The sequence below is a fragment of the Citromicrobium sp. JLT1363 genome, from assembly GCF_000186705.1.
Classification (GTDB): Bacteria; Pseudomonadota; Alphaproteobacteria; order Sphingomonadales; family Sphingomonadaceae; genus Alteriqipengyuania.
In genome coordinates, this window is the sequence record NZ_AEUE01000001.1 from 196901 (window position 1) to 222711 (window position 25811).

The window sequence follows — 25811 nt, forward strand, 5'->3', positions numbered from 1 at the left end:
TGCACCACCATGCCTTGATCTGATGGAGAGGCGATCAATGAAATTCACCAATGTTCTTGCTCTGGCGGCGGCTGCCGGGCTGATGCTGACCGGCTGCGACAACGGCGGCGGCTCGCGCGAATCGATTCGCGCGGTCGGTTCCTCGACCGTCTATCCCTTCGCCAAGCAGGTGGCCGAGAGCTTTTCGCGCACCAACCCTGACATGCGTTCCCCGCTGATCGAATCGACCGGTTCGGGCGGCGGCATCGCGCTGTTCTGCCAGGGCGTGGGGGCGGATACGCCCGACATCGTCAACGCCTCGCGCCGGATGAAGGTGAGCGAGTTCGAAACCTGCCGCTCCAACGGCGTGACCGAGATTACCGAAATCCAGGTCGGCCTGGACGGGATCGCCTTCGCCAGCACGCAAGGCGGCATCATGATGGAGCTGACGCCGGAGATCGTCTACCGCGCGCTCGCCGCCAATCCCTATGGCGAAGAGCAGACGAACGAGACCTGGGCCGATATCGACCCCTCGCTGCCCGACGCGCCGATCCTGGTCTACGGCCCGCCCTCGACCAGCGGCACGCGCGATGCGCTGAAGGAACTGGTGCTCACCCCCGGGTGCGAAGCCAATCCCGAGATGGCCGCGCTGAAGGAAAGCGACGAGGACGCGTTCGAGCGCACCTGCACCGAAGTCCGCTCCGACGGTGCCTATGTCGACCAGGGCGAGCAGGACAACCTGATCGTCCAGAAGATCCAGGGCAACCGCAACGCCGTGGGCGTCTTCGGCTATTCCTATCTGGAAGAGAACGAAGGCCGTGTGCAGGGCCTGCCGATGAACGGCGTCGAGCCGACCTACGACAATATCGCCAGCTTCCAGTACCCCGGCGCGCGTCCGCTTTATCTCTACGTGAAGCAGGCGCACCTGCAGGCGATCCCCGGGCTGCAGAAGTTCCTGGAACAGTGGATGGCGATGTGGGAACGCGGCGGCCCGCTGGCCAAGATCGGTCTCGTGGCGCTGCCCGCGGGCACGATGGAAACCATGACCCAGCGGATCGCGCAGCACCCCGCGCTGACCGCCGCCGATCTGGAGAGCGATTCCGAACTCGAGGCCGAGCGCGCCGAAGCGGAAGCGGCGGCTGCCGAGAGTGCCGAAGCCGCCGAATAGGCGCGTCTCCTCCCGGCTATTGAAAAGGCCGCCCGCTTCCCCGGAGCGCGGCGGCTTTTTCGTTTTGTCAGCCAGCTTTCTGTCCGCTGCGGCGGCTGCAATTAGGCGTCGCCTTCGCTGCGCTTCTTTTCGTCCTCGCGCGCGTGCATTTCGGCCCACAGCTTCTCGGTGCCCGCCTCGACGGAGCGGTTCACATATTGCGATGCGACCAGCCATCCCTTGATCGGGCGCAGCGGCAGCAGGCAGCCGATCGTCATCACCGGCACCGCGAGAACCAGCAGCAGCCAGAGCGGCGGTTCCAGCGCCACCTGCACCCAGACCATCAGGAACAGCAGCGGAAACGCGACGAAGCACAGCGAGAAGAAGGCGGGGCCATCGTCGGGGGAGGCGAAGCGGTAATCCAGCCCGCACACCTCGCACCGATCGCTCACCTTGAGCCAGGATTTGAACATGTCGCCCTTGCCGCACCGGGGGCAGAACCCTTTCCAGCCGGACTTGAAGATCCATGCAGCGTGTTCGTTGATCTCGATTTTCATCTCTCGCCTCCGGGCGTGTTCGCGAGCAGCGGTTCGGGAGCGGGCCGCGATGTGGGGGTGAGCGATGCAGGTTCCGTGCGAAGAACGCAATTGCGATGGGTTTCATCGAGATTGCGTGAGACACACGAGCGAGGACGCGTGCAGCCATGTGCGGATGGGGCTCGGGGTTGGACGACCTCCACAAAGAGGATTGCGCCGATAACTCTACATATATAAGATTGACCCCATGGTTCGATCTCGACGCCCCTCTCCGCAGATGCTCGCCGTGCTGGCCGCGCTGTACGATCGGGCCCCCCAACGCATCCACGGGTATGAGCTCATGAAACAGACCGGGCTGAAATCGGGCTCGCTCTACCCGCTCCTGATGCGGATGAGCGAGCGGGGCCTTGTCTCCTCGGAATGGTGCGAGCCGACTGCGCCCGGCCGGCCTCCGCGCCATGCCTATCGGTTGACGGCAACCGGGCTGGCCCTCGCGCGCGAAGCCAGGAGCGATCCGGGCTCGTTCGGCCTCTCGGACGCAAAGGCATGAGCGTGTGGATCGCGCGCCCCGTCATGAAGCTCGCTCTGGCGGGGATGGGCTCCGATCGATGCGAATGGGCTGCGGCAATGCACGCCGAGTTCGCTGTGGCGCAAGAGGCTGGCGATGGACTTTCCTTCGCGTTCGGTTGCCTCACGACCGCGTGGCAGGAATTGCCGAGGCACGCCGAGGGCCGCCTTGCTCTGGCGCGCTACATCTGCGCGCTTGGGCTGATCCTGCCGGTGGCGGCACTGCTGCTGGCTGGCTTGTGGTGTGGCTACCCCTGGGTCGAGCCGCCCTACGCCGGGGAAATCGCAAGTTTCGCAAGGATGCCTACAGGCATGGTGCCGACGATCTACGCAGGCAACGCCGCCGCCATGACTGGTCTGGCGACCTTGTTGCTGCTGCGGATTGCAGGACTGATCGTGCTCGCCTGGTTCGTGGTCGACGCCGATTGGGACAGGGCCGGGGCGATGCAGCGTGCAGGCGCGGCGGCCACGATCACGCTCACACTATTTTCCGCCGTCGCATTCGCGGACCTCACCTGCGTGGTGCTGCCCCTTCTGGCCGTCGGCGCCGAGCTCCTCTCGATCCCCATGCTGCAACGCTGGCACGAAGACGGTGTCGTCGCAGAGGCATAGGCCGGTTCAAACCCATCACGCCCGGCGACCCGCGCGGCGCGACTGCAAGTAACAGCAAGGAAGGACTGGGTGATGATCGAGGACCAGATCGAATCGCGCGTCGGGCCTGCCCCGGCAACGGGGCAGCAACGGCTGGCCAGCCTTGATTTCACGCGCGGTATCGCGGTGATGGGCATCCTTGCCGCGAATATCGTCGCATTCGGCCAGCCCTCGGCCGCCTACATCTGGCCGGGCGGCTTCCTGACCGAACACGGGCCCGTGTCGGACTGGCTATGGGTCGCGCAATTCACCCTGATCGACGGCAAGATGCGCGGCCTGTTCACGCTGCTGTTTGGCGCAGGCATGATCCTTTTCCTCGACCGGGCCTGGGCGCGGGGTAGCGGCCGCTGGCTGCAGGTGCGGCGCCTCTTCTGGCTGTTCGCGTTCGGCTACGCCCACTACCTGTTTATCTCGAAAACCGACATCCTGGCGACCTACGCGACCTGCGGCCTCATCGCCCTCCTGTTCGTCAAACGGCGACCGAAGACGCAGCTTTGGGTGGGGATCGTGGTCTACCTGCTGGCTGCGGTGAAGGATATCGTCGTCTGGGGCAGGATGTATGCGACTGCGGCCGGGGAGATGGCCGCGTCTTCTGGCGGTATGGCGGACATGGCTGCGGCAATGCGCGATGCCGGCGCGGCCGATGACCGGATCGAGACCGCGCTGATCACGGCGGGCGATTACGGCGGCTGGGTCACCCACAACATCGCCGAACATTGGTCGCAGCCGCTGCTGTCTTGGTTTCAGAACGGGCTGGAAGCGGTGCCACTGATGCTGATCGGCATGGCACTATACCGTCTCGGGCTGTTCGACCGGCGGATCGATCCGCGTCGGCAGACGCTGTGGGGGTGGATCGCAGTGCTCGCCGGTCTTGCCGGAACGCTCGCCATCGGGCTGTGGAATCACGCCGGGGGCCTCGGCTATATGGGCGCGCTCTGGTCGTTCGACGGCCTCTCGAGGGTCCCGAACCTGCTGATGATCCTGGGGCTTGCGGCGCTGCTGGCGCTGTGGGGGCCGCGCGCAACGGGTTGGCTCGGCTCGCGGGTTTCGGCGGCGGGCCGGATGGCGTTCTCGAACTATCTGGGCACCTCGATCCTGATGCTGTTCGTCTTCCACGGCTGGGCGCTCGGCCTGTTCGGCGAACTCACCCGGCCAGCCCTGTATGGCGTGGTGCTCGCGACCTGGGCGATCATGCTGGTCTGGTCGCCTGCCTGGCTCGCGCGCTACAAGTTCGGCCCGCTCGAATGGCTGTGGCGCTGCCTCACCTATGCGCACCTCTTCCCGATCCGGCGCGAGTCGGCACCCGCCTAGCGGTTCTCCAGCTTGCCGGGGCCCATCAGTTCGCGCCCGTCGCCGATCACAGCGTCAGCCCGCTGTCCTACACTCGTCACGCACGCTAGAGGTCAACGCGCTCTTTCACACCGTCGATACCCGCCGAAATCGCCCCGCGAGGGGCGCGGCGTTTTTTGCCCCCTGGACACTGTGTCAGGTGTGTCAGGGCGCCCCCGATCCTGGCCCCGGCGCCGCTCGACAAGCGCCCGCTAAAGCGGGTTGCCGTCCTTGTCGCGGTAGACGTCGCGGCGGCCCACGTGGTTGGCGGGGCCGACCAGGCCTTCGCTCTCCATCCGCTCGATCCACTTGGCGGCGGTGTTGTAGCCCACGCCCATCTGGCGCTGGAGCCAGCTGCCGGACGCCTTCTGGTTCTCGAACACGACCTGGCAGGCCTGGCGGTACTTGCGCTCGTCCGGATTGTCGCTCGCGGTGAGTTCGTCCTCGAAGGCGAAGCCGCCGCCGCCGTCCATCGGCTCTTCGGTCACGGCATCGACATAGGCGGGCGAACCCTGCTTGCGCCAGTGCTCGGCCACGGCCTCCACTTCCTCGTCGCTCACGAAGGGGCCGTGGACGCGGGTGAGGTTGCCGATATTGGGCTTGAACAGCATGTCGCCCTTGCCCAGCAGCGTTTCCGCGCCCTGTTCGCCAAGGATCGTGCGGCTGTCGATCCGGCTGGTCACCTTGAAGCTGATCCGGGTGGGCAGGTTGGCCTTGATGACGCCGGTGATGACGTCGACCGACGGGCGCTGCGTGGCCATGATCAGGTGGATGCCCGCGGCGCGGCTCTTCTGCGTCAGGCGGCGGATCAGGATCTCGATGTCCTTGCCGACCACGGCCATCAGGTCCGCCAGCTCGTCGACGATCACCACGATCAGCGGCAGCTCTTCGTAGTCGAGCTCGGTCTCCTCGACGATTTCCTCGCCCGTTTCGGGGTCGTAGCCGGTCTGCACGCGGCGGCCCAGCGGCTCACCCTTGGCCTTGGCGGTCCGCACGCGTTCGTTGAACCCGGCGATGTTGCGCGCGCCCACCTCGCTCATCTTGCGATAGCGCTGCTCCATCTCCTCGATCGTCCACTTGAGCGCGCGGATGGTCTTCTCCGGCTCGGTGACGACGGGCGAGAGGAGGTGCGGAATATCCTCGTAGCTCTTGAGCTCCAGCACCTTGGGATCGACCATGATCAGGCGGCACTCGGCGGGCGTGAAGCGGTAGAGCAGCGACAGGATGATTGTGTTGAGGCCGACCGACTTACCGCTGCCGGTGGTCCCTGCGACCAGCAGGTGAGGCATGGCCGCGAGGTCCGCGATGATCGGTTCGCCCGCAATGTCCTTGCCCAGGATGATCGGCAGGTCGCCCGGCGCATCGACGAAGTCGGAGCACGCGGCGAGTTCCTTGAAGCCGACCATCTGGCGTTCGGCATTGGGCAGTTCGATGCCCATCACGGTCTTGCCCGGCACCGTGCTGACGCGGGCGGAAACCGCGCTCATGTTGCGGGCGATGTCTTCGGACAGGCCGATCACGCGGGCGGCCTTCGTGCCCGGAGCAGGTTCGAGCTCGTACATGGTGACAACGGGCCCGGTCCGCACGGCGGTGACTTCGCCCTTCACGTTGAAATCGTCGAGCACCGATTCGAGCAGCCGCGCATTGCGCTCGAGCGCCTGCCGGTCGAGCGGGGCGACATTCGCTTCGCTCCGGTCGGACAGCAGCTCGAGCGAAGGCAGGTCGAAATCGGCGAACATGTCCTTCTGGCGGGTGAGCGCGTCACCGTCCGCCTTGCGCGGCGCGACCTTGGGATCGACGATCTGCGGGACGCGGCGTGGCTTCTCGGGTTCGCTCGCCGGCGGCTCGGGAGCCTCGATCGCTGTCTCACGGCTCGGCTTGCGGCGGGGCGTCTTCGGCTTCTCCGGCGCTTCCGGTGCCCGTTCCCGCACGAGGCGCTGCGGCAGGCTCGGCAGGGTCATCAGCCCGCGCCAGTCGATCGTGAACACCCGCGCGACCAGCATCGCTCCGACCGCCAGCATGGCCAGCGCAATGGCAAGGATCACCCATCCGGCAGCCCCGCCTGCCAGCCGGCCGGCGATTGCCTCGGTCGCGGTCGCGCCGATCAGGCCGGCAAGGCCGCCCGCACCGGCGGGGAGCGCCATGGCCATGTCCGCGAAGGTGAGCGACAGGACCGTCGCCAGCAACGCCATCGCCATGAGCAGCAGGGCGAGCGGACGCCACCAGCGCGTGTGTGCGGGCGTGTCCGCTTCCTCGTTCGCGGCGCGCCACAGGCTTCGCGCACCGATGTAGAGCAGCGGCAGCACCAGCACGCTGACCCAGCCGAAGGAGAACAGCGCGCGTTCCGCCGCCCAAGCCCCTGCGTTGCCCATCCAGTTGGCAACGGGCCCCGAGGCAGCAGCAGCGGTCGATGGGCTGGGATCGGCCTGCGTATAGCTGATCAGCGATAGCGCCAGGAACAGCATCGCCCCGAACAGGATCAGCGCACCCGCCATCTGCAGCGCACGCTTGAGCGATGCGCGAAAGGCCTCACGCCAGTCGAGCGTCTCGGTCGGGACGAGGGCCTTGCTTGCCATTTCCATCACTCCGCGGGGGTTTGGAACGCATCATGAATCCGAAGGGAGTCCCGGGTCAAGTGCGCAGGGCCATAATCGGTCAGGACAGCCCGTCGATCGCCGCCCAGCGCGAAACGCCCAGCGTCCGCGCGCGCTCCGGGGTCATCCCGCCCAGCGCAATCACCGGCAGGCGGGTGGATCCGGCAAGGGCACGAAACCGGTCCGGCCCCAGAGCTTCGCCGTCGGGATGGCTTCGGGTGGCGTATACCGGGGAGAGCATCACGGCATCCGCACCGGTGCGTTCGGCCGCCGCTATCTCCGCTTCGTCATGGGCCGTGGCGATGCGCAGCATGTCTGCAGCATCGTCCAGCGCGGTGGGCGCGCCGTAGACACCGTCCGCCCCCCAATGCCGCGCCGTTTCAGCTGGGCCGGACAGGATCGTGCAGTGGTTCATGCTGCGGCATATGCTGCGCAGCATTTCAAAGCGTGCCCGCCGCTCTTCCTGCGGCAGATGATAGTGCCGGAACACGAAACCGGAGCCGTCAGGCAGGCGTGCCAGCGCATCCTCGAGCAGCGCATCGTTGCGCGCATCGGATAGCAGCCAAAGGTGGGGGAGGGGCTGGATCGGCATCGTCCAGCCGCTATAGCGGCGCGCGATGGATAGCGCAGCAGCCCTGATCGAAGTCGAAGAGCGGATCGTCCGCACCTGCAAGATCGCCAAGCGCGACCCGGACGAGGTGACGCTGATCGCGGTCAGCAAGACGCATCCGGTCGAGAAGATCGAGCCGTTGCTGGAGGCGGGGCAGCGCGTGTTCGGCGAAAACCGCGTGCAGGAAGCGCAGTCCAAATGGCCCGAGCTGCGCGAGCGCTACGAGGACGTAGAGCTGCATCTGATCGGGCAATTGCAATCGAACAAGGCGGAGGATGCGGCGGCGACCTTCGATGTGATCCATTCGCTCGACCGGACTTCGCTCCTGAAGGCGCTCGCGAAGGCATACGACAAGCTGGGCAAACGCGTGCCGTGCTTCATTCAGGTCGATGTCGGAGAGGAAGACCAGAAGGGGGGATGTGCGATATCCGATCTCCCGGACTTCATCGCCGCCGCGCGCGAGGCGGATATCCCGCTGAAGGGGTTGATGTGCATTCCGCCGCTGAACAAGGAACCGGCCCCCTTCTTCGCGCTGCTCGACAAGCTGGCGCGCGAGCATGAGCCGGAGCCGGGCACATGGGGCCTGAGCATGGGCATGAGCGCGGACTACGAAACTGCGATCATGCTCGGGGCGACTCACGTACGCGTGGGCTCCGCCCTGTTCGGCGAGCGGGGATAGTTTCGCGGCGTCGCTGCTGCCTTAAGGGCCAGCGGTGCGCAGATTGGCGGGCGTATAGCATTCGATCACGGTGCTGATCGGCTTTGCATCGCGGCGGCGCAGGATCGCGCGATGCGTGAGTATCGTGTCCGCCGGGCAGTCCGCAGTCGGCCCCTCGACCGATTCCAGCCGCTCCCGCGTGAAGTCGAGATCGGCGACGGCCCGCCCGAACGGGGTATTGGTGGTTTGCAGGACTTCGTTCATGTCCGCCGTCAGGCGACCGGGCACGTACCAGTTGTGGGCGACCGAAAGGGTGGTCGATCCGCACACCAGCGCGACGTGCCGGTAGCCGAGCGGCTCCTCGGCATCGACTTCGAGCATTCGCCGGATATCGGCAGAGGCTGTCGCTCCATCGGTCGGAAGATGATCCACCGTGATAAGGGCAGGGGTCGCAATATCCTGCCGCGTGCACCATTGCTTCAGAGCTGCCGTGGCGCTTTCGTCCGCCGCCAGCGTCGCTTCGAAACGGCTGCGAAGCCGATCATCAGTGACCGCGCAAGCGCAGAGCGCCACAAGGCAGGCCGCTGCCATCATTAGCCTGGTCATTCTCTGAACACCCCCCTCAATGCCGTACGCGGCCACCATGCGAACCGCCGCGATGGGCTCTAGGCAGGCTCCAGTTCGGCCTGCATCTCGTCGCTCGCCGCATCGACCAGCGCGGCCCGGATCGTTTCCAGCCGCGACGGGTCGGTGATCTTGTCGCCTGTCAGATCTGTGACGTAGAACGTATCCGCCGCGCGCTCACCGTAGTGGGTGATATGGGCGGAGCGGATCATGGCGTGGTGTTCGAACAGCGCGCGCGCCAGCCGGTTGAGCAGGGCCGGGCGATCGCGCGCGGAAACCTCGATCACCGTGAAGCGATGCGAGGCATCATTGTCGAACGCGACGCTGGGACGCACGTCGAAGGCGCCTGCACCCCGGCGCGGCAAGGGGCGCTGGGCGAGCTTGGGCACCAGCTGGGCGCCTCGTTCCAGGGCATCGGCGATGCTGCGCTCTATCCGTTCGAGCTGGTTGTCTTCCCCGAAGCGCTGGCCGAGCGGGTCCTGCACCAGGAAATTGTCGACCGCGTAGCCGGTACGGGTCGTGTGGATGCGCGCATCGATGATGTTCCCGCCCACCAGGTGGATTGCACCCGCGATGCGCATGAAAATGCCCGGATGGTCGGCGGCGATCACGGTGACGAGCGTGGCTCCGCGCTCCTCGTCGGGCTCGCAATGGACCGACAGCGCCTCCCCCAGTTCGCGTGCCACCGAATATTGCACGACGTTGCGCGCGGCGATGTCCGGCGGTTCCGCGATCCAGTAGGGCGCGGGCAGAAGATCGTCGTACTGATCCATCAGCGCGGCCTTGTCGCCCAGCGCTTCGCGCACCGCGGCCTTTTGCGCATCGACGCGATGTTTGCGGCCACTGGTCACGTGGCCCAGCCGCAGCCGCTCGTGCGATCGATCGTAAAGCTCGCCCAGCAGCTGGCCCTTCCAGCTGTTCCAGGTGCCCGGGCCTACCGCGCGGATGTCGACCGAGGTCAGGATGGCGAGCTGCCGCAACCGCTCCAGCGTCTGCACCTCGGCCACGAAATCCTCGACCGTCTTGGGGTCGGCAATGTCGCGCTTGAAGGCAGTGTGGCTCATCAGCAGATGCTGGCGCACCAGCCATGCGACCAGCGTGGTCTCCTCGTCGCTCAGGCCGAAACGCGGGCACAGCTTCTCGGCAATCTCGGCGCCCAGCACCGAATGGTCGCCCCCGCGGCCCTTGGCGATATCGTGCAGCAGCGCCGCGACATAGGCGGCGCGCCTGCTCTTGAGACGGTGAATCTCGCGCGTGGCGCGCGGATGCTCCTCTGCCAGTTCGCCTTTCTCGATCTTCGTCAGGAAGCCGATCGCGCGGATGGTATGCTCGTCCACCGTGTAGTGGTGGTACATGTTGAACTGCATCTGCGCGTTGACCCGCCCGAAATCGGGCACGAAGCGGCCGAAAACACCCGCCTCGTTCATCCAGCGCAGCACGGTTTCGGGATCGTTGCGTCCGGCAAGCAGGTCCAGGAACGCGGCATTCGCACGCGGGTCCTCGCGCACCTCGTCGTTGATGAGCCCGCTGTCACGATCCGCCTGGCGCATCGTGCGCGGGTCGATCTCCAGCTGTTCGCTTTCCGCGATTCTGAAAATTTCGATCAGCCGGACCGGGTCCTTGCGAAACCATTCGTCTCCGGGCGCGGCCAGCTTGCCTGCGAAGACGGTGTAGCCGTGCAGCGTCCGGGGCCGTGAATTGAAGCCTGCCAGCAGCCCGCGCCGGGCGCGCTTCTTGGCGAACTGTTCTTCCAGCTGGCTGAGGAACACCCCGGTGAGCGAACCAACCCGTTTCGCCTGCAGGAAATAGAACTGCATGAAGCGTTCGACCGCGCTCTTCCCGCGCCGGTCGGCAAACCGCATCCGCCGCGCGACTTCCTTCTGCAGATCGAAGGTGAGGCGGTCTTCGGCGCGCCCGGTGATATCGTGCAGGTGGCAGCGCACCGCCAGCAGGAAGCCCTCCGCCCGGCGGAAGCTCTTGTATTCGCTGCGCGTGAACAGGCCCGCGTCAACCAGTTCGGCAGCCTCGCCCACGCGGTGGATATACTTGCCGATCCAGTAGAGCGCCTGCAGATCGCGCAGGCCGCCCTTGCCTTCCTTCACATTGGGTTCGACCACGTAGCGCGTATCGCCCATGCGCTTGTGCCGCTCGTCCCGCTCGCGCAGCTTTTCGGTGACGAACTGGCGCTCGGTGCCCTCCACCACTTCGAGGAAGAAGCGCCGCTTGCTTTCTTCGTAGAGCGCCTCGTCCCCCCACAGATAGCGGCCTTCGAGCAGCGAGGTCAGGATCGTGCCGTCGGCTTTCGCCATCTTCACGATGTCATCGACGTTACGGACCGAATGGCCCACCGTGAGGCCCAGATCCCACAGCAGATAGAGGATCGCCTCGATCAGGGCGACCGTGCGCTCGTCATCGGTGCGTTCGCACAGGAAGACGATGTCGACGTCCGAATGCGGCGCCATCTCCTCGCGCCCGTACCCGCCGACCGCCAGGATCGAGAGCGCGCGCGCGGCCTTGCCTTCGGGCGCCGGGGCCAGCCGCTCTGCCGCGTGATCGTGGGTCAGCCGGATCAGCTGATCGAGCAGGAAGCTGTGCCCACCGCAAAGCGCGTGTCCGGCGGAAGGGTTTTCGACCAGCCGGCGGGACATTTCCTCCCGGCCGGCCTTCAGCGCTTCCTGCAGGATGGCGAGCAACGCTTCGCGCCAGGTGCTTTCATCCCCCTCGATCTCGCCGATTTTTGCAGCGAGTGCGCGCCGGTCGATGATGGCGCGTTGATTGGCGAGGGGCGGTGCGCTCATGTCTCCGCAGTTTCTGCCGTGTACTGGTCGCGCAGTGCGCGCCGGTCGATCTTCTGGGTGCCGAGCCGCGGCAGGGGGCTGTTCACCTGCCAGATGCGCGCCGGTCGCTTGAAGGGCGGAAGTTTCTTCTCGAGATAGTCGGCGAGTTGCTGTTCGGACAGTGTCGCGCCGCTCCTCGCGAGATAGACCGCGCCCACGATCTCGCCGTAGCGATCATCCGGCAGGCCGAAGACCGAGCATTCGGAGACATCGTCATGCGCGTAGATCGCATCTTCCACCTCAAGGCAGCTGATGTTCTCTCCGCCCCGGATGATGATGTCCTTCTTGCGGTCGACGATGAACAGATAGCCGTCCTCGTCCAGCCGGCCGAGGTCTCCGGTCCGGAAAAACAGGTCGTCGGTGATGGCGGAGCGGGTGGCTTCCTTGTTGTCCCAGTAGCACAGGAAGTTGGCCACGGTGCGGATCGCGATCTCGCCCACTTCGCCCGTGGGCAGCTTGTTGCCCTGCTCGTCGAGAATGGCGAGGTCGACCAGCGGCCGGCTGGCCTTGCCCGTGCTGGAAGGCTTGGCGAGATAGTTTTCGTTGAAATTGCCGCAGCCGATGGCGTTGGTTTCGGTGAGGCCATAGCCCAGCAGAGGGAAGCCGCCGGGGAACGCCTCCTTGATCGCGCCGACATGGTCGACGGGGCGCGGTGCGCCGCCCGCTGCGAAGGAGGTGCAGGTTGAGGTATCGTACTTTTCGCGGTCGGGATGGGTGGCCATCTCGTAGCTCATCAGCGGCACGCCGGTGAAGTAGGTCACTTTTTCGCGGTCGATCAGGCGCAGCGCCTCGCCCGCGTCCCATTTCTTCATCAGCACCAGTTTGCGCCCCAGCGCGAAGCTCTGCAGGAAGACCGGAACCTCGCCGGTGACGTGGAACAGCGGCACGGCGACCAGTGCGCAGGGTTGCAGGGCCGATGCCTCGCCCTGGCTGGAAAGGTAGGTGAGCGCCATCAGGCTCTGGATGACGTAGCTCATGGTGCCGTGGACCACCGCGCGGTGATCGGACAGAGCACCCTTGGAACGCCCGGTGGAGCCCGATGTGTACAGCAGCGTCGCGTAATCGTCCGGCCCCAGCGTGGGCAGCGACGTGGCGGCGGGGTCGCCCCAGACCGCGCTCAGCCCCTCGGCCGGGTTGCAGTCATGCTTGAGCGGCAGGATCGTGGCGCCGTGATCGGTCCCTTCGAGACGCTCGGCCCGCTTGCGGTCGGCCAGCACGATGCGGCAGCCGACCATGCTTATCGCGTCCGCCATTTCCTCTCCGCTGGAGAAACCGTTGATCAGCGCGGCGCACCCGCCCGCCATCGTGATCCCCATGTAGGCGACGATCCAGTTGGCCGAGTTGCGCGCGGCAATACCGACGCGGTCGCCCTTTATCAGGCGGTGCTGCGAGAGGAGCCCCGCCGCGACATGGCGCGCGGCATCGTAGGTTTCGCGGAAGGTCAGGCGGCAGCCGTCGTCCACCAGGAATTCCGCATCGCCGTGCTGTTCCACATACTGTTCGAAGTAGTGGGAGAGGCTGGGCGGCGCGTTCTTCAGGCTGGGCATGGTCACGCCGTGACGGGTGAACGGCACGGTCTCCGCCGGGGCGCCGGGGGCGACCAGCTGGTCCATGATCGTGTCCAAAGTAATGTCGAGCTGCGTCGGCATGCGTATCCTCTCTCATGGTGCCGCGCGGGCCCCGGGGCCGCGCGTGCATTGTCCCTTTTGTCCTGGCCCCGCCTGTGCCAATGCACGCCGCACTGACGCAAGACCGGGCCGTTCAGGCGTTATCTCTAAGGGGTCGATGGAATGCTGTCACTACTCGCGCAAGCCGCAAGTGAACCGATCTACTGGGAACAGCTGGGGCTGACGCCGGGAATCGACCTGGGGTTCTTCACCCTGCGCTGGTATTCGCTCGCCTATATCGTTGGCATCATCCTCGCCTACTGGCACCTCACCCGGATGATAAAGGCGCCCGGCGCCCCCATGACGCAGACCCATGCGGACGACCTGCTGTTCTACTGCACGCTGGGCGTCATCTTCGGCGGAAGGCTTGGCTATGCGCTGTTCTACAAGCCGGACCTTTTCCTGGATTTCAGCCACGAAGGCCTGATGCCATGGGGGCTGCTGCGCCTGTGGGACGGTGGCATGTCGTTCCACGGCGGGGTGATCGGCGTGGTCCTCGCGCTGCTGTGGGTCAGCATGCGCAACAACCTCAACTGGCTGCGGGTGGCGGATTATATCGCGGTCAACGTGCCCTTCGGCATGTTCTTCGGCCGGCTGGCGAATTTCGTGAACGGAGAGCTTTACGGCCGCCCCGCCGATGTGCCCTGGGCGATGGTGTTCCCCTCCGATCCGAGCGGCCTCGCCCGCCATCCCAGCCAGCTTTATCAGGCGGGGCTGGAAGGGCTGGCGATGATGATCATCATGCTGGCGCTGTTCTGGCTGACGAAGGCGCGGTGGAAGCCGGGCGTGCTGGTGGGCGTGTTCACCATCGGGATCGCGACCGCGCGTTTCATCAACGAATTCTTCCGCCAGCCCGACGCGCACCTGACCGAGTTTGCCGCCTCGACCGGCCTTTCGATGGGACAGTGGCTGAGCATCCCCATGATCCTCGTGGGGGTCGCGGTGGTGATCTACGCGCTCAGGAACCCGTCGGCTTCGAAGGGCGCGCCGCTCTCGGCGAGCGAATCCTGAGCACGCAGCCGCAGCCCGCCAGCCTGGCCGAACGGTTCCGGCGTCTGATCGCCATGCACGGGCCGATACCGGTCTCGCGCTACATGGGCGAAAGCAACGCGCACTATTATGCGGCGCGCGATCCGCTGGGCGCACCGCGGGAAGCGGACGGCGGCGATTTCGTGACCGCGCCCGAAATCAGCCAGATGTTCGGCGAGCTGGTCGGCCTGTGGCTGGCGGATATCTGGAGCCGCGCGGGCGCGCCGCCCGATCCGATCTACTGCGAGCTGGGCCCGGGACGCGGCACGCTGGCGAAGGACGCGTTGCGCAGCATGGCGCGTTTCGGCCTCTCGCCGCAGGTGCATTTCGTCGAAGGCTCGCCCGTTCTTCGCGCGCTGCAAGCCGAAGCCGTGCCGGGCGCGCAATTCCACGAGGATGTCGCCAGCCTGCCGGAAGATCGGCCGCTGCTGCTGGTCGCCAACGAGTTCTTCGATGCGCTTCCCGTTCGCCAGCTGGTGCGCACCGACGCGGGCTGGCGCGAACGCATGATCGGGCTGGACGATGGCGCGCTGGACGATGGTGGGCAGGGTGAGGGCGCCTTCCGCTTCGTCGCCGGGGACCAGCCGATGGACAGCGCCGTGCCCGAAGGCTGGGCCGATCGGCCCGCAGGCACGATCATCGAAACCTGCCCGGCGGCGACGGCGGTTATGGGGGAGATCGCCCGGCGGCTCGCCGAACAGGGCGGTGTGGCGCTGATCGTCGATTATGGCCACCTGCGGCACCGCACCGGATCGAGCTTGCAGGCGGTGGCGCAGCACAAGAAAGTCGATCCGCTGGTACGGCCCGGCATGGCGGACCTGACCGCCCATGTCGATTTTGCCGCGCTCGCAACCGCTGCCCGCATCGACGGGGTGCGTGTGCTGGGCACGGCGACGCAAGGGGAATTCCTCGAATCGCTCGGCATAGGCGCGCGCGCCGCTGCGCTCGCCAGGGCGGCACCCGAGCGGGCGCTGGAGGTGGAAGAGGCGCGCGAACGGCTCGTTTCGGCCGAGCAAATGGGCGAGCTGTTCAAGGTAATGGCCTTCGCCGCAGCCGACTGGCCCGCCGGCGCGGGCTTGCACTGAGGGCTGCGGCTTGCGGAACGGGGCCGGGTGTGGCTTGTTCGCAAATCATGAAGAAACTTCTCACCGCCACGCTGGCTGGTACGGCCGCCATTGCCGCGCTCGCCGTTCCCGCTCTCGCCGCCGATCCGATCTCTGGTCGCTGGGTGACGCAGGAAAAGAATGCCATCGTCACAATCGGCAATTGCGGCTCTTCGGTCTGCGGCAAGATCTCGAAGTTTCTGGAAACGCCGCCCGACGGGGCGAACCAGCGCGACGTCAACAATCCGGACAAGAGCCTGCGCAGCCGCAAGCTGATGGGCCTGCCGGTGCTGACCGGTCTGCGCGAGGATGGCGATCTGTGGCGCGGCGACATCTACGATCCCGAAGCGGGCAAGACCTACCGTTCCGTCATCCGCCGCAAGGGTGCCAACCGGCTCGAGGTGAAGGGCTGTATCGGCCCCTTCTGCCAGACGCAGATCTGGACGCGTCCCTAAGACCCGGCACGCGCCGGAACTCTATTCCAGCCCGACTTCCTCGGCGAGCCAGCGTGCGGCCTCGCGCGGGGTCTTCTTGTTACCGTCGGTCCGGTCGACGGAGAAGTTCGCTTCTCGCATTGCCTTCACATCGATGCTGCCCAGCAGCGGGCGCAGCGCGGCGATGAGCCGCTCGTCATTCGCGCGCTCGGGCGAGAGGATGATGAGCGTGTCGTAGCTCGGCAGCGCCTCGCGCGGGTCTTCGAGGATGACGAGATTATCCGCCGCGATCCGCCCGTCGGATGTGTAGGCGCTGATCACGTCGGCGTCGCCGGACCTAAGCGCATTGTACATGAAGGTGGGCGAGAAGTTGCGCTCGTTCGAGAAGTTCAGGCCATAGGCGTCGCGCACCGCGAACCACTCGGGCCGCTCGAACCATTCCGGATCGCCGCCTGCCACCAGCCTTGGCGCGGCGCGCGCCAGATCCTCGATGCTGCGAATGCCCAGCTCGCGCGCCCGGTCCTCGCGCATGGCGAAGGCATAGGCGTTCTCGAATCCCAGCTTGCCGAGCACGCGGGTGCCCTGCACCTCGCGCTCCCACTTCACGATAGCCTCGTACATCGCATCGCGGCCGGGATTGTCGGTCCGCTTCATCTGGTTCGCCCAGATCGTGCCGGTGTAGTCGAAATAGATGTCGATCGACCCGTTGGCGACCGCCTGCGCGACCACCGCCGAGCCCAGGCCTTCACGATATTCGACGTCGTAGCCTGCATCCTCCAGCTGTTCGCCGACCAGCCGGCCAAGGATCAGCTGCTCGGAAAACTGCTTGGTACCGATCACAATGGTCTCGCGCCCGTCGTCGCGGCTCCAGTCCACCTGGCTCACGAAGGCGGCGGCCACGCCCGCGGCGACCGCGATGGCGCCGCCCAGCCAAAGCCGCCGGTCGCGCCGCCGAAAGCCCGCCTCGATCGTGCCGAGCAGCGCGTCGGCCACGATGGCGAGCCCCGCACTGGCAATGCAGCCTGCGAGCACCAGCGACCAGTTCTGCGTCTGCAGCCCCGCAAAAATCGGATCGCCCAGACTGGGCTGCCCGATGGTGGTGGACAGCGTGGCGGCACCGATGGTCCAGACCGCTGCGGTGCGAATGCCCGCCATGACGTACGGCGCGGCGAGCGGCGCCTCGACCAGCCGCAGGCGCTGCCAGAAGCTCATCCCCACGCCGTTCGCCGCCTCGATCACGCCGGGATCGAGATTGGCCTGCGCGGTTACCGCGTTGCGCAGGATCGGCAGCAGCGCGTAGAGCGAGAGCGCCAGCAGCGCAGGCAGGAAGCCGAGCGTCGGCAGCCCTTCCCCGAACACCGCGCGCAAGGATAGCAGGATCGGGAAGAACAGCGCCAGCAGCGCCAGCGCAGGGATCGTCTGCACCAGGCTCGCGAAGCCGAGCGCGCCGCGCGACACCGCCTGGCTGCGGCTGGCCCACACCGCCAGCGGCAGGGCGACAGCGATGCCCAGCCCGATGGCGCATGCGGCCAGGATGACATGCTGGGCAAGCACGTCCCCCAGACCCGTCAGGGCATCCCACACGCCGCTCATCCCTCAAGGCCTTTCAGCTTTTCGGCCTGATGGCGCGGTACCGCGACCAGTTCCTGCGCAACCTCGCCACCCTTGCCGCGGCTGAGCGCCTGCGGGGTCTCGTCGGCAACGATCCGCCCGCCGTCCATCACCAGCACCCGGTCCGCCAGGATCAGCGCTTCGGCCATGTCGTGCGTGACCATGATCGTGGTGAGGTCCAGCTTCTCGTGCAGGTCGCGCACCCGCGTGCCCAGCGCATCGCGGGTCACGGGATCGAGCGCGCCGAAAGGTTCGTCCATCAGCAGCAGCGAGGGATTGCCAGCGAGCGCCCGCGCCACGCCGACGCGTTGCTGCTGACCGCCCGAGAGCTCTTCGGGCAGGCGGCCTGCCATCGCGGGATCGAGATCGACCAGCGAGAGCAATTCGCCGATCCGATCCTCGCCCAGTTTCTCGCCCACCAGACGCGGGCCGATCGCGATGTTTTCCGCCACGCTCATGTGCGGGAACAGGCCGATCCGCTGGAACACGTAGCCGGTGGTGCGGCGCATCGCGGTCGGATCGCTGGCGGCGACATCCTGCCCGTCGAGCAGGACGCGGCCCTCGGTCGGCTCCACCAGGCGGTTGATCGTCTTGAGCAGGGTCGACTTGCCCGAACCCGATGCGCCGACCAGGGCGACGAAGCTGCCCGGCTCGATCGCCAAGTCTATCCCGGCGAGAGCGCGGGTGCTGTCGTAACGCTTGGTGACGCCTTCGAAAGCGAGCGATGCGGCCATCCGCCGGTGCTAGCCCGCGACCACGGGCAGCGAAAGGTCCAGCCGGACCGCGAGCCCCTGGTCGGTCCATTCGCGTTCGATCTTCCCCTGAAGCTGGCCTTCCACGCTCATCCGCAGCAGGCGCGAGCCGAAGCCTTCGCCGTTCTCTGCCTTCGTCGCGACGCCCGGCTCGAGCCAGACGATGCTCAGCCTCTCGTCATCCCCGGTAGAGATCGCGACATCCACCTTGCCTTCGTCCTGCGAGAGTACGCCGTACTTGGCCGAATTGGTCGCCAGTTCGTGGAACACCAGCGCAAGCGGCGTGGCGGTGCGCGCCTGGATGGCAAGGTCTTCGCCGGACACGGCGATCCGCGGGTCGCCCTCGTTCGAATAGGGCGCGAAGATCTGTTTCAGAAGGCCGTGCAAGGAATTCTCCTGCACAACCCCGGCAGGGGCCACGAATTCGTGCGCACGGCCCAGCGCGGCGATCTTGTCGGTCATTTCCTGCGCGAAGAATCGCAGATCCGGATCACGCCGGGCGGACAGGGTGATGAGGCTGGCGACGACCGCGAAGATGTTCTTGATGCGGTGCGAGAGTTCCCGCGCCAGCAGGTCACGCGCTTCGGACAGGCGATGGGCATCGTCTATATCGATGATCGTGCCCACCCAGCGCCAGGACCCGTCGGCCAGTTCGATCGGGACCGCCCGGCTCAGCGCCCAGCGGTAGGAGCCGTCCGCCAGCCGCAGGCGCCATTCGTCCGCGAAGACGCGCTTCTGCTTCGTCGCTGCCGAGAACTTGGCGACGGTGGCCCCGTAATCCTCCGGATGGATATGCGAGCCCCAGTCATCGACCGTACGCGGCGGTTGCGCCTGGGTGATTTCCGCCCAGCGGGCATTGAAGAAATCGAAGTTCAGGTCCTCGTCGGCGGACCAGGCAATGCCGGGGACAGAATCGAGCACCAGGGAAAGCATGCGAGCCCGATCCTTCTCGCCCTCGCGCGAACGCTTTGCCTCGCGTTCGTTGACGAAGCGCCGTAGCGCCGAGCGTGCGAGGACGCGCAAGCCATCCTGCTGCAATTGCGTGAGCCCCTCGGGCCGCGGCTCGGTATCGATCACGCATAATGCGCCCAGTTCGGTTCCGTCCTCGGTAACCAGCGGCGCCCCTGCGTAGAACCGCAGATGCATCGGCCCGGTGACGAGCTCGTTCTCCGCAAAGCGGGGGTCCTTCGTGGCGTCCGGCACCACGAACAGCCCTTCGCCCTGCATCGCCTGCGCGCAGAAACTGACCGAACGCGGAGTTTCGCGGCTATCGATCCCATGCTTGGCGAGAAAGCGCTGTCGGCGTTCCTCCACGATGGTGACGCTGGCGGTGGGCGTATCGCACAGGCTGGCCGCGAAATGCGCGATCGCGTTCAGCTCTGCATCGTCCTCGAGCGAATCGATCCCGTATGCGGCAAGCTTGCGCGAGCGCTCCTCCGGCCCGGAAACCGGTGCGTCCGGGCGATTCGCGCCCGTGCTATCGATATCGCTGAGAGATTCCATTCGCCCCCTGTCCTTCCGCAGATATAGGGTGCTGCCCCGGCTTGACCAGAAAAGCTTGCTGCCGCGCGATATCGGCCCCCCGTCTCCCACCCGGTTCGCATGCGCCGGGTAGCCCTTCGGGCAGGCGCTGTTTGCCAGCGCCCGCGCGCTTGCTATGCGCGGGCACGAACAAGAGGATACCCCCCAATGTCCAGCATGCGCGCAACCCCCGATTTCGATTTCCAGCTTGGCGAGAGTGCGGAGATGATCCGCGAGAGTGTCGGCCGTTTCGCCGACGAGCAGATCGCCCCGCTGGCGGAGAAGATCGACCGCGAGGACTGGTTCCCCAAGGACGCGCTGTGGGCGCAGATGGGCGAACTCGGCCTGCACGGCATCACCGTGGACGAAGCCGATGGCGGGCTGGGCCTCGGCTATCTCGAACATGTCATCGCGGTCGAGGAAGTCAGCCGCGCCTCTGCCTCGCTCGGCCTCAGCTACGGCGCGCATTCCAACCTGTGCATCAACCAGATCCGCCGCTGGGGCAATGAAGAGCAGAAGGCGAAGTACCTGCCCGGCCTCATCAGCGGTGAGCATGTCGGCTCGCTGGCGATGAGCGAGGCGAGCGCCGGGTCGGACGTCGTCTCGATGAAGCTCAAGGCCGAAGCTGTCGATGGCGGCTACAAGCTCAACGGCACCAAGTTCTGGATCACCAACGCGCCCTATGCCGATACGCTGGTCGTCTACGCCAAGACCGACAGCGAGGCCGGATCGCGCGGCATCACCGCCTTCCTGATCGAGAAGGGCGACGAAGGCTTCTCCATCGGCCAGAAGATCGAGAAGGTCGGCATGCGCGGCTCGCCCACCAGCGAGCTGGTGTTCGACGACTGCTTCGTGCCCGAGGACCGCGTGATGGGCCCCGTCGGCGGCGGCGTGGGCGTCCTGATGAGCGGGCTCGATTACGAGCGCGTGGTGCTCGCCGGGCTGCAGCTGGGCATCATGCAGGCCTGCCTCGACACGGTGATCCCCTATCTTCGCGAGCGCACGCAGTTCGGCAAGCCGATCGGTTCGTTCCAGCTGATGCAGGCCAAGGTGGCGGACATGTATGTCGCGCTGCAATCGGCGCGGGCCTACACCTATGCGGTCGCCAAGAGCTGCGACGCGAACAAGACCACGCGCTTCGATGCGGCAGGCGCGATCCTGCTGGCGAGCGAGAATGCCTTCCGAGTGGCGGCGGAAAGCGTGCAGGCGCTGGGCGGTGCGGGCTACACGCTGGACTGGCCGGTGGAACGCTACATGCGCGATGCCAAGCTGCTCGACATTGGTGCGGGCACGAATGAAATCCGGCGGATGCTGATCGGCCGCGAACTGATAGGAGCCGCAGGGTGAGCGCTGCCGAAGATTCTGGCGAAGACTACGTTTACGACGAGGAAAGCGGCGAATGGATGCCCGCCTCGGAGCTGGCGGCCAAGCAGGCTGCGGCGGACACGGTCGAAGTGCGCGACGCGGTCGGCAACCTCCTTCAGGACGGCGACCAGGTAACGCTGGTCAAGGACCTGGAGGTCAAGGGCGCGGGCCAGACGCTCAAGCAGGGCACCCTGATCAAGTCGATCCGCCTGACCGGCGACGCGCAGGAGATCGACTGCAAGTACCCCGGCATCAAGGGCCTCGTCCTGCGGGCCGAGTTCGTGAAGAAGCGGTGATCTCAAGCCTGCCGCCCCCGATTGGAGGCGCGGCAGTATAACTAATCCTCCCGAGGGGGGAGGGTTGGTGGGGCGTCCACGTTCGGCGAGAATTGTGCGCGGATCTGTTCGATCGTCATCGGTTCCGCAGGGAGCGAAAAGCGCTCTGCCGGAATGGGATCGAGAGACACATCGGTCAGCTCGATGGACATCATGCGCAGGGGCGCCCCCTTGCGCATCACAGCAACCATCTCGTCGTTCATCATCCGGAGCACGGTACCCATCGCACCCCACCCGCTCATCGAATTGGCCATTGCCTCATTTGAATTGGCCAGTGCCTGCCCGAGCGGGGCCAGCTGCGGATCGTCGCTGATAACTAGCAAGGCGTACTGCGGTTCGGGGTTGTCCTCATTCACGATGCCGTAGCCCGTCCCGACGCGGCCCCCGACGGTTTGCTTGTCCATCGCTGCGAAGGTCTCGGTCGGTTCTTCCCATGCCTCGGGCCGGTCGGCGAAGAACTTCTCGGCGAGCTCCTGCTGAACGGCCATCAAGTCGGCCAGGCGGATGACTAGGGGGCCATCTTTGCCCGCCATTACTTGGTAGAACTCGCCGTTGGTGAGAAGGTAATACGACCCAAGTCGCGCCATTTGCGTGCGGACGTTGCCGTGTTCGTCCGCCTCTACGGTCAATTCCATTTCCATGATCGCATCGTCGTCGACCGTCTCGTACCGCCCGGCGATATCGGCATAAGCGGGCGTAGAACCCACGCTTGCCATAACAAGACCGGCGCAAATGGTTGCCGCAATCCGCATTATGAGCCCCTCCTAACTTGGCGCGAAGATGCAGTGGCGTTAGGGCGCACACAAGGAGTTTTCATGACCGCACCCACCCTCACCTCGATGCTCGACCGTGAAGCGCCCGATGCCAAGGCGCGCTTCGATCATAACAAGGCGCTGGCAAGCGAGCTGCGCGAAAAGGTGGCAGAAGCTGCGCTGGGCGGAAGCGAGAAGCATCGCGAGCGGCACGTGTCGCGCGGCAAGCTGCTGCCTCGCGAAAGGGTCGAGCGGTTGCTCGATCCCGGTAGCCCCTTCCTCGAAATCGGCCAGCTCGCCGCCAACGGCATGTATGAGGGCGACGTCAACGGCGCGTCGATGATCTGCGGCGTCGGGCGCGTCAGCGGGCGGCAGGTGATGATCGTGTGCAACGATCCGACCGTGAAGGGTGGCTCCTACTACCCGATGACGGTCAAGAAGCACCTGCGCGCGCAGGAAATCGCGCAGGAGAACCGCCTGCCGTGCATCTATCTGGTCGACAGCGGCGGGGCGAACCTGCCCTACCAGGCCGAGGTTTTTCCGGACAAGGAGCACTTCGGGCGCATCTTCTTCAACCAGGCGCAGATGAGCAGCCTCGGCATTCCACAGATCGCCTGCGTCATGGGCAGCTGCACCGCGGGCGGGGCCTACGTGCCCGCGATGAGCGACGAGAGCGTGATCGTGCGCAACCAGGGCACGATCTTCCTCGCCGGGCCGCCGCTGGTGAAGGCCGCGACGGGCGAGGAAATCAGCGCCGAGGATCTGGGCGGCGGCGACCTGCACGCCAAGAAATCGGGTGTGGTCGACCATCTGGCCGAGAACGACGAGCACGCGCTGACCATCGTGCGCGACATCGTCAGCCATCTGGGCGCGAATACCGATGCGGCGACCAATATCGACCTTCAGGAACCGGTGCCGCCGAAGTTCGACGCGGAAGACCTCTACGCGCTGATCCCCGAGGATGTGCGCGCGCCCTACGACGTGCACGAGGTGATCGCGCGGCTGACCGACGGCAGCGAATTTCACGAGTTCAAGAAGGACTACGGCAGCTCGCTGGTGTGCGGGTTCGCGCATATCTGGGGCATGCCGGTCGCCATTCTGGCAAATAACGGCGTGTTGTTCAGTGAAAGCGCGGTGAAGGGTGCGCACTTCATCGAGCTGGCGTGCCAGCGGCGCATCCCGCTGCTGTTCCTGCAGAACATCTCCGGCTTCATGGTCGGCGGGAAATACGAGGCGGAAGGGATCGCCAAGCATGGTGCGAAGCTGGTGACGGCGGTCGCCACGGCGAGCGTGCCCAAGGTCACCATCCTGATCGGCGGCAGCTTCGGCGCGGGCAATTACGGCATGGCGGGCCGTGCCTATTCTCCGCGCTTCCTGTTCAGCTGGCCCAACAGTCGCATCTCGGTGATGGGCGGCGAACAGGCGGCCAGCGTGCTGGCGACCGTCCACCGCGACGCGGACTCGTGGACCGAGGAACAGGCCGAGGAGTTCAAGGCCCCCATCCGCCAGAAATACGAGGACGAGGGCAATCCCTACTACGCCACCGCGCGGATGTGGGACGATGGCGTGATCGACCCGGTCCAGACCCGCGACGTGCTGGGCCTCGCCTTCGCCGCCTGCCTCGAAGCCCCGATTCCGGATCGTCCGCGCTTCGGCGTGTTCCGGATGTAGCCTCTCTGCGAGGGGCGCAGGGTGACGCGGGTCGCCCATGTGCCACCCTTTGAAACAGCTTGTTTCTCAAGAGCTTGCCTTCGGCCCGGTGACAGTCGGCGCGTTTCGGGGCGCGAGAGGTCCTTGCGTGGAACGTGCCGGCTATGGGCAAACGACGATGGGTAAGAGCCGCCCCGTGCTAGCGCCCGGCAGGCGAGTACGAAAACCGGATCGAGCCCACCCGCGACACCCGGCAGGCGGTGCTTCGCCTAGTCGATCACCGTAATCCGGTCGATCGCAGGCAGCGCGCGGACGCCTTCCCCGTCGAGAAAAGCTTCCATCGCATCGAGGTCGACCGGCCCCGTCACCGCATCGGTCCCCTCGGCGAAGGTCCCGAAGCCGTCGCCTCCCGTGGCGAGGAAGCTGTTCATGGTGACGCGATAGGTCGCCGCCGGATCGATAGGTTGCCCTTCGAAGGTAGCGGAAACGAAGCGATAGCCGCCATCGGCGTCGTCCGGATCGCGCTCGAAGACCTGCGCGAAGCCGCGCGATCCGGCGAATACGGTGGAGCCGCCCGCGCTCAGCCCCGCATCGGCGTGCTGGTTGCGCAGGATTTCGAGCAGCTGCGCGCCGGTAAAGGTCTTGGTGATCAGCGTGTTGCCGAAAGGCTGGACGGTATAGATCTGTCCGAAGGTCAGCGTGCCGTCATCGGCGGGGATCAGATCGCCGCGAATGCCGCCCGGGTTCATCAGTGCAATCTGCGCATCCGCGCTGCGCGTCGCATCGAGCTGCGCATCGGCGATCAGATTGCCCAGCGCATTCTCGATCCCGATTTCGCGCGCCGGGCCGGCAAGCTTCCCGACGGGCCGTGTCTCGGCTTCTTTCGCGGCGGCGGCATAGCGGGCGACATAGGCCGCGATGTCCGCGCGCGCGGCGGGGCGCAGCACGCCTTCGCGGGCATCGTCAGCCTCGTTTGCGACTACGAGGTTACGCGCGGTCTTCTCGATCACCCGGTCGCTCGCCGGGTCGATGGTCAGCGCGATGTCGGTCAGCATCTGCCCGCCCCACGCCGCGCTGGTCACCAGCATCGGACGCGCAGCGTCGACGGTGGAATAGTCGCACACGTAGGGGCGGTGAGTGTGACCCGAAATCACGACGTCGATACCGGGATTCAGCCGGTCGAGAATCTCGCGCAGGGGCCCGGAGATCGCCGCGCAGCCGAACACGTCGGGCTGCTCGTCCGGGACGAGGCCCTGGTGGATGGCGACCACCACCGCGTCTACGCCGTTCGCATCAAGGTCGGCCGCGGCGGCGTTGATCGCCTCCGCCTCGTCGATGAAGGTCAGCCCGGCAATGCCCTCGGGCGTGACCAGATCGGGCGTGCCTTCCAGCGTCAGCCCGATGATACCCACCGCCACCTGGCGCTCGCCCGCGCCGAAGCGGCGGATGGCGGTCCCGGGGAACAGGGTGCCGCCCTCCGCGATCTCTGGGGCGGCGAGTACGTTGGCAGCGAGGAAGCCGAATTCGGCTCCGGAGTAATTGGGCTCCACCGCGCAAGGTTCGCGCATGGTCAGCTTCTCGCACCCGCCTTCGGCCAGCCGCTTCAGTTCGCGCCAGCCACGGTCGAATTCGTGGTTGCCCACCGCGTTGAAATCGAGCCCGATCCGATTCATCGCGCCCACGGTCGGCTCGTCGAGGAACAGCGAGGAGACCAGCGGGCTCGCGCTGATGAGATCTCCGGCAGAAATCACCAGCGTGTTTTCCTGGCGTGCGCGCAGGGTATCGATGGCGGTGGCGAGGTGCGCCGCGCCGCCTGCCCGAACCTCCATCGTGTCATCGACCCGCAGCGGCCGGGCGACCGGCTGCAGGTTCCCGTGAAAATCGTTGAGGCCGATGATGCCAACGGTCACAGGCTCGGTGGCGCGTTGGTCGGGGGTGGTTGCACACGCGCCCAGAGACACGGGGAGTGTCAGGGCAAGCAGTGCGGAGAGAATGGTTTTGCCGGTCATGCGGCGGGGCATGCGCGCGTGCTGTTGCAACTTCAAGAACCCATGTCGCTC

Annotated in this window: 22 protein-coding genes; 11 read left to right on the forward strand and 11 right to left on the reverse strand. The window is 66.2% G+C overall.

What is annotated here, in order from left to right:
* The first annotated feature begins 37 nt into the window (after positions 1-37).
* Entirely contained in the window at positions 38-1147 is a 1110-nt protein-coding gene (locus tag ADAD_RS15315; RefSeq protein ID WP_010408256.1) for a substrate-binding domain-containing protein, read from the forward strand.
* Positions 1148-1248: 101 nt separating this feature from the next.
* On the opposite strand, the gene ADAD_RS0100990 is transcribed toward ADAD_RS15315, so the two are convergent.
* Positions 1249-1683: a DUF983 domain-containing protein gene (locus tag ADAD_RS0100990; RefSeq protein WP_010408257.1), complete on the reverse strand. Its 435-nt coding sequence runs from the start codon at positions 1681-1683 to the stop codon at positions 1249-1251.
* A gap of 226 nt (positions 1684-1909) precedes the next feature.
* Between ADAD_RS0100990 and ADAD_RS15320 the strand changes: the two genes are divergently transcribed.
* The 3 genes from ADAD_RS15320 (at position 1910) to ADAD_RS0101005 (ending at position 4191) form a co-directional block, all read left to right on the forward strand.
* Complete coding sequence (locus ADAD_RS15320; protein WP_237700703.1) at positions 1910-2212, forward strand: PadR family transcriptional regulator; 303 nt, start codon at positions 1910-1912, stop codon at positions 2210-2212.
* On the forward strand, positions 2209-2841 hold the full coding sequence (locus tag ADAD_RS0101000; protein WP_010408262.1) for a hypothetical protein: 633 nt from the start codon (positions 2209-2211) through the stop codon (positions 2839-2841). Before ADAD_RS15320 ends, ADAD_RS0101000 begins: the two co-directional genes overlap by 4 nt.
* 72 nt (positions 2842-2913) lie before the next feature.
* Complete coding sequence (locus ADAD_RS0101005; RefSeq protein WP_010408266.1) at positions 2914-4191, forward strand: DUF418 domain-containing protein; 1278 nt, start codon at positions 2914-2916, stop codon at positions 4189-4191.
* 230 nt (positions 4192-4421) lie between these two features.
* Here ADAD_RS0101005 and ADAD_RS0101010 read toward each other — a convergent pair whose 3' ends face one another.
* Complete coding sequence (locus tag ADAD_RS0101010) at positions 4422-6785, reverse strand: FtsK/SpoIIIE family DNA translocase (RefSeq protein ID WP_029139806.1); 2364 nt, start codon at positions 6783-6785, stop codon at positions 4422-4424.
* Between the two features lie 79 nt (positions 6786-6864).
* Entirely contained in the window at positions 6865-7395 is a 531-nt protein-coding gene (locus ADAD_RS0101015) for a thiamine phosphate synthase (RefSeq protein ID WP_010408271.1), read from the reverse strand.
* 25 nt (positions 7396-7420) lie between these two features.
* On the opposite strand from ADAD_RS0101015, the gene ADAD_RS0101020 reads away from it, so the two are divergent.
* Positions 7421-8092: a YggS family pyridoxal phosphate-dependent enzyme gene (locus ADAD_RS0101020; RefSeq protein WP_010408274.1), complete on the forward strand. Its 672-nt coding sequence runs from the start codon at positions 7421-7423 to the stop codon at positions 8090-8092.
* 21 nt (positions 8093-8113) lie between these two features.
* On the opposite strand, the gene ADAD_RS0101025 is transcribed toward ADAD_RS0101020, so the two are convergent.
* Genes ADAD_RS0101025 through ADAD_RS0101035 form a run of 3 tightly spaced genes read right to left on the reverse strand, consistent with a single transcriptional unit; the run spans position 8114 to position 13181 of the window.
* The gene (locus ADAD_RS0101025; RefSeq protein WP_029139807.1) at positions 8114-8677 is read right to left on the reverse strand and encodes a chorismate--pyruvate lyase family protein; all 564 of its coding nucleotides are present in this window, start codon (positions 8675-8677) and stop codon (positions 8114-8116) included.
* 59 nt (positions 8678-8736) lie between these two features.
* The gene (locus tag ADAD_RS0101030) at positions 8737-11493 is read right to left on the reverse strand and encodes a [protein-PII] uridylyltransferase (protein WP_010408280.1); all 2757 of its coding nucleotides are present in this window, start codon (positions 11491-11493) and stop codon (positions 8737-8739) included.
* Positions 11490-13181, reverse strand: coding sequence for a class I adenylate-forming enzyme family protein (locus ADAD_RS0101035; RefSeq protein ID WP_010408283.1), 1692 nt, complete (start codon positions 13179-13181; stop codon positions 11490-11492). Before ADAD_RS0101035 ends, ADAD_RS0101030 begins: the two co-directional genes overlap by 4 nt.
* A 141-nt stretch (positions 13182-13322) precedes the next feature.
* Between ADAD_RS0101035 and lgt the strand changes: the two genes are divergently transcribed.
* From lgt to ADAD_RS0101050, 3 genes are all read left to right on the forward strand, one after another.
* Positions 13323-14210 carry a prolipoprotein diacylglyceryl transferase gene (gene lgt / locus ADAD_RS0101040; RefSeq protein WP_010408285.1) on the forward strand — a complete coding sequence of 296 codons (888 nt, stop codon included), beginning with the start codon at positions 13323-13325 and terminating at the stop codon, positions 14208-14210.
* Positions 14211-14293: 83 nt separating this feature from the next.
* Positions 14294-15313, forward strand: a complete 1020-nt coding sequence (locus ADAD_RS0101045; RefSeq protein WP_010408288.1) for a class I SAM-dependent methyltransferase — start codon at positions 14294-14296, stop codon at positions 15311-15313.
* A gap of 47 nt (positions 15314-15360) precedes the next feature.
* Complete coding sequence (locus tag ADAD_RS0101050; protein WP_010408290.1) at positions 15361-15786, forward strand: DUF2147 domain-containing protein; 426 nt, start codon at positions 15361-15363, stop codon at positions 15784-15786.
* Positions 15787-15807: 21 nt separating this feature from the next.
* Here the strand turns inward: ADAD_RS0101050 and ADAD_RS0101055 are convergent, their stop codons facing one another.
* The 3 genes from ADAD_RS0101055 to ADAD_RS0101065 are packed head-to-tail and all read right to left on the reverse strand — an operon-like array spanning position 15808 to position 19631.
* Positions 15808-17358 (reverse strand): glycine betaine ABC transporter substrate-binding protein, encoded by a 1551-nt coding sequence (locus tag ADAD_RS0101055; RefSeq protein WP_010408293.1) that lies wholly within the window; start codon positions 17356-17358, stop codon positions 15808-15810.
* Entirely contained in the window at positions 17355-18110 is a 756-nt protein-coding gene (locus tag ADAD_RS0101060) for an ATP-binding cassette domain-containing protein (RefSeq protein ID WP_010408297.1), read from the reverse strand. Before ADAD_RS0101060 ends, ADAD_RS0101055 begins: the two co-directional genes overlap by 4 nt.
* A gap of 9 nt (positions 18111-18119) precedes the next feature.
* Positions 18120-19631 (reverse strand): HWE histidine kinase domain-containing protein, encoded by a 1512-nt coding sequence (locus tag ADAD_RS0101065; protein WP_010408301.1) that lies wholly within the window; start codon positions 19629-19631, stop codon positions 18120-18122.
* A gap of 195 nt (positions 19632-19826) precedes the next feature.
* Here ADAD_RS0101065 and ADAD_RS0101070 point away from each other — a divergent pair, with 195 nt between their 5' ends.
* Complete coding sequence (locus ADAD_RS0101070) at positions 19827-20996, forward strand: acyl-CoA dehydrogenase family protein (protein ID WP_029139810.1); 1170 nt, start codon at positions 19827-19829, stop codon at positions 20994-20996.
* Between the two features lie 56 nt (positions 20997-21052).
* Entirely contained in the window at positions 21053-21310 is a 258-nt protein-coding gene (locus ADAD_RS0101075) for an alkylphosphonate utilization protein (protein WP_050803679.1), read from the forward strand.
* A 41-nt stretch (positions 21311-21351) separates the two neighbouring features.
* On the opposite strand, the gene ADAD_RS0101080 is transcribed toward ADAD_RS0101075, so the two are convergent.
* Positions 21352-22101, reverse strand: a complete 750-nt coding sequence (locus ADAD_RS0101080) for a hypothetical protein (RefSeq protein ID WP_139020288.1) — start codon at positions 22099-22101, stop codon at positions 21352-21354.
* Between the two features lie 63 nt (positions 22102-22164).
* On the opposite strand from ADAD_RS0101080, the gene ADAD_RS0101085 reads away from it, so the two are divergent.
* Positions 22165-23772, forward strand: coding sequence for a carboxyl transferase domain-containing protein (locus tag ADAD_RS0101085; RefSeq protein ID WP_010408312.1), 1608 nt, complete (start codon positions 22165-22167; stop codon positions 23770-23772).
* A gap of 248 nt (positions 23773-24020) precedes the next feature.
* On the opposite strand, the gene ADAD_RS0101090 is transcribed toward ADAD_RS0101085, so the two are convergent.
* A complete protein-coding gene (locus ADAD_RS0101090; protein WP_010408315.1) occupies positions 24021-25760 on the reverse strand; it encodes a bifunctional metallophosphatase/5'-nucleotidase in 1740 nt (579 codons plus the stop codon).
* Between the last annotated feature and the right edge of the window lie 51 nt (positions 25761-25811).

Coding starts and splice junctions, on each gene's coding strand:
- ADAD_RS15315 (WP_010408256.1), top strand. CDS start 38: ATGAAATTCACCAATGTTCTTGCTCTGGCGGCGGCTGCCGGGCTGATG.
- ADAD_RS0100990 (WP_010408257.1), bottom strand. CDS start 1,683: ATGAAAATCGAGATCAACGAACACGCTGCATGGATCTTCAAGTCCGGC.
- ADAD_RS15320 (WP_237700703.1), top strand. CDS start 1,910: ATGGTTCGATCTCGACGCCCCTCTCCGCAGATGCTCGCCGTGCTGGCC.
- ADAD_RS0101000 (WP_010408262.1), top strand. CDS start 2,209: ATGAGCGTGTGGATCGCGCGCCCCGTCATGAAGCTCGCTCTGGCGGGG.
- ADAD_RS0101005 (WP_010408266.1), top strand. CDS start 2,914: ATGATCGAGGACCAGATCGAATCGCGCGTCGGGCCTGCCCCGGCAACG.
- ADAD_RS0101010 (WP_029139806.1), bottom strand. CDS start 6,785: ATGGCAAGCAAGGCCCTCGTCCCGACCGAGACGCTCGACTGGCGTGAG.
- ADAD_RS0101015 (WP_010408271.1), bottom strand. CDS start 7,395: ATGCCGATCCAGCCCCTCCCCCACCTTTGGCTGCTATCCGATGCGCGC.
- ADAD_RS0101020 (WP_010408274.1), top strand. CDS start 7,421: ATGGATAGCGCAGCAGCCCTGATCGAAGTCGAAGAGCGGATCGTCCGC.
- ADAD_RS0101025 (WP_029139807.1), bottom strand. CDS start 8,677: ATGACCAGGCTAATGATGGCAGCGGCCTGCCTTGTGGCGCTCTGCGCT.
- ADAD_RS0101030 (WP_010408280.1), bottom strand. CDS start 11,493: ATGAGCGCACCGCCCCTCGCCAATCAACGCGCCATCATCGACCGGCGC.
- ADAD_RS0101035 (WP_010408283.1), bottom strand. CDS start 13,181: ATGCCGACGCAGCTCGACATTACTTTGGACACGATCATGGACCAGCTG.
- lgt (WP_010408285.1), top strand. CDS start 13,323: ATGCTGTCACTACTCGCGCAAGCCGCAAGTGAACCGATCTACTGGGAA.
- ADAD_RS0101045 (WP_010408288.1), top strand. CDS start 14,294: ATGGGCGAAAGCAACGCGCACTATTATGCGGCGCGCGATCCGCTGGGC.
- ADAD_RS0101050 (WP_010408290.1), top strand. CDS start 15,361: ATGAAGAAACTTCTCACCGCCACGCTGGCTGGTACGGCCGCCATTGCC.
- ADAD_RS0101055 (WP_010408293.1), bottom strand. CDS start 17,358: ATGAGCGGCGTGTGGGATGCCCTGACGGGTCTGGGGGACGTGCTTGCC.
- ADAD_RS0101060 (WP_010408297.1), bottom strand. CDS start 18,110: ATGGCCGCATCGCTCGCTTTCGAAGGCGTCACCAAGCGTTACGACAGC.
- ADAD_RS0101065 (WP_010408301.1), bottom strand. CDS start 19,631: ATGGAATCTCTCAGCGATATCGATAGCACGGGCGCGAATCGCCCGGAC.
- ADAD_RS0101070 (WP_029139810.1), top strand. CDS start 19,827: ATGCGCGCAACCCCCGATTTCGATTTCCAGCTTGGCGAGAGTGCGGAG.
- ADAD_RS0101075 (WP_050803679.1), top strand. CDS start 21,053: ATGCCCGCCTCGGAGCTGGCGGCCAAGCAGGCTGCGGCGGACACGGTC.
- ADAD_RS0101080 (WP_139020288.1), bottom strand. CDS start 22,101: ATGCGGATTGCGGCAACCATTTGCGCCGGTCTTGTTATGGCAAGCGTG.
- ADAD_RS0101085 (WP_010408312.1), top strand. CDS start 22,165: ATGACCGCACCCACCCTCACCTCGATGCTCGACCGTGAAGCGCCCGAT.
- ADAD_RS0101090 (WP_010408315.1), bottom strand. CDS start 25,760: ATGACCGGCAAAACCATTCTCTCCGCACTGCTTGCCCTGACACTCCCC.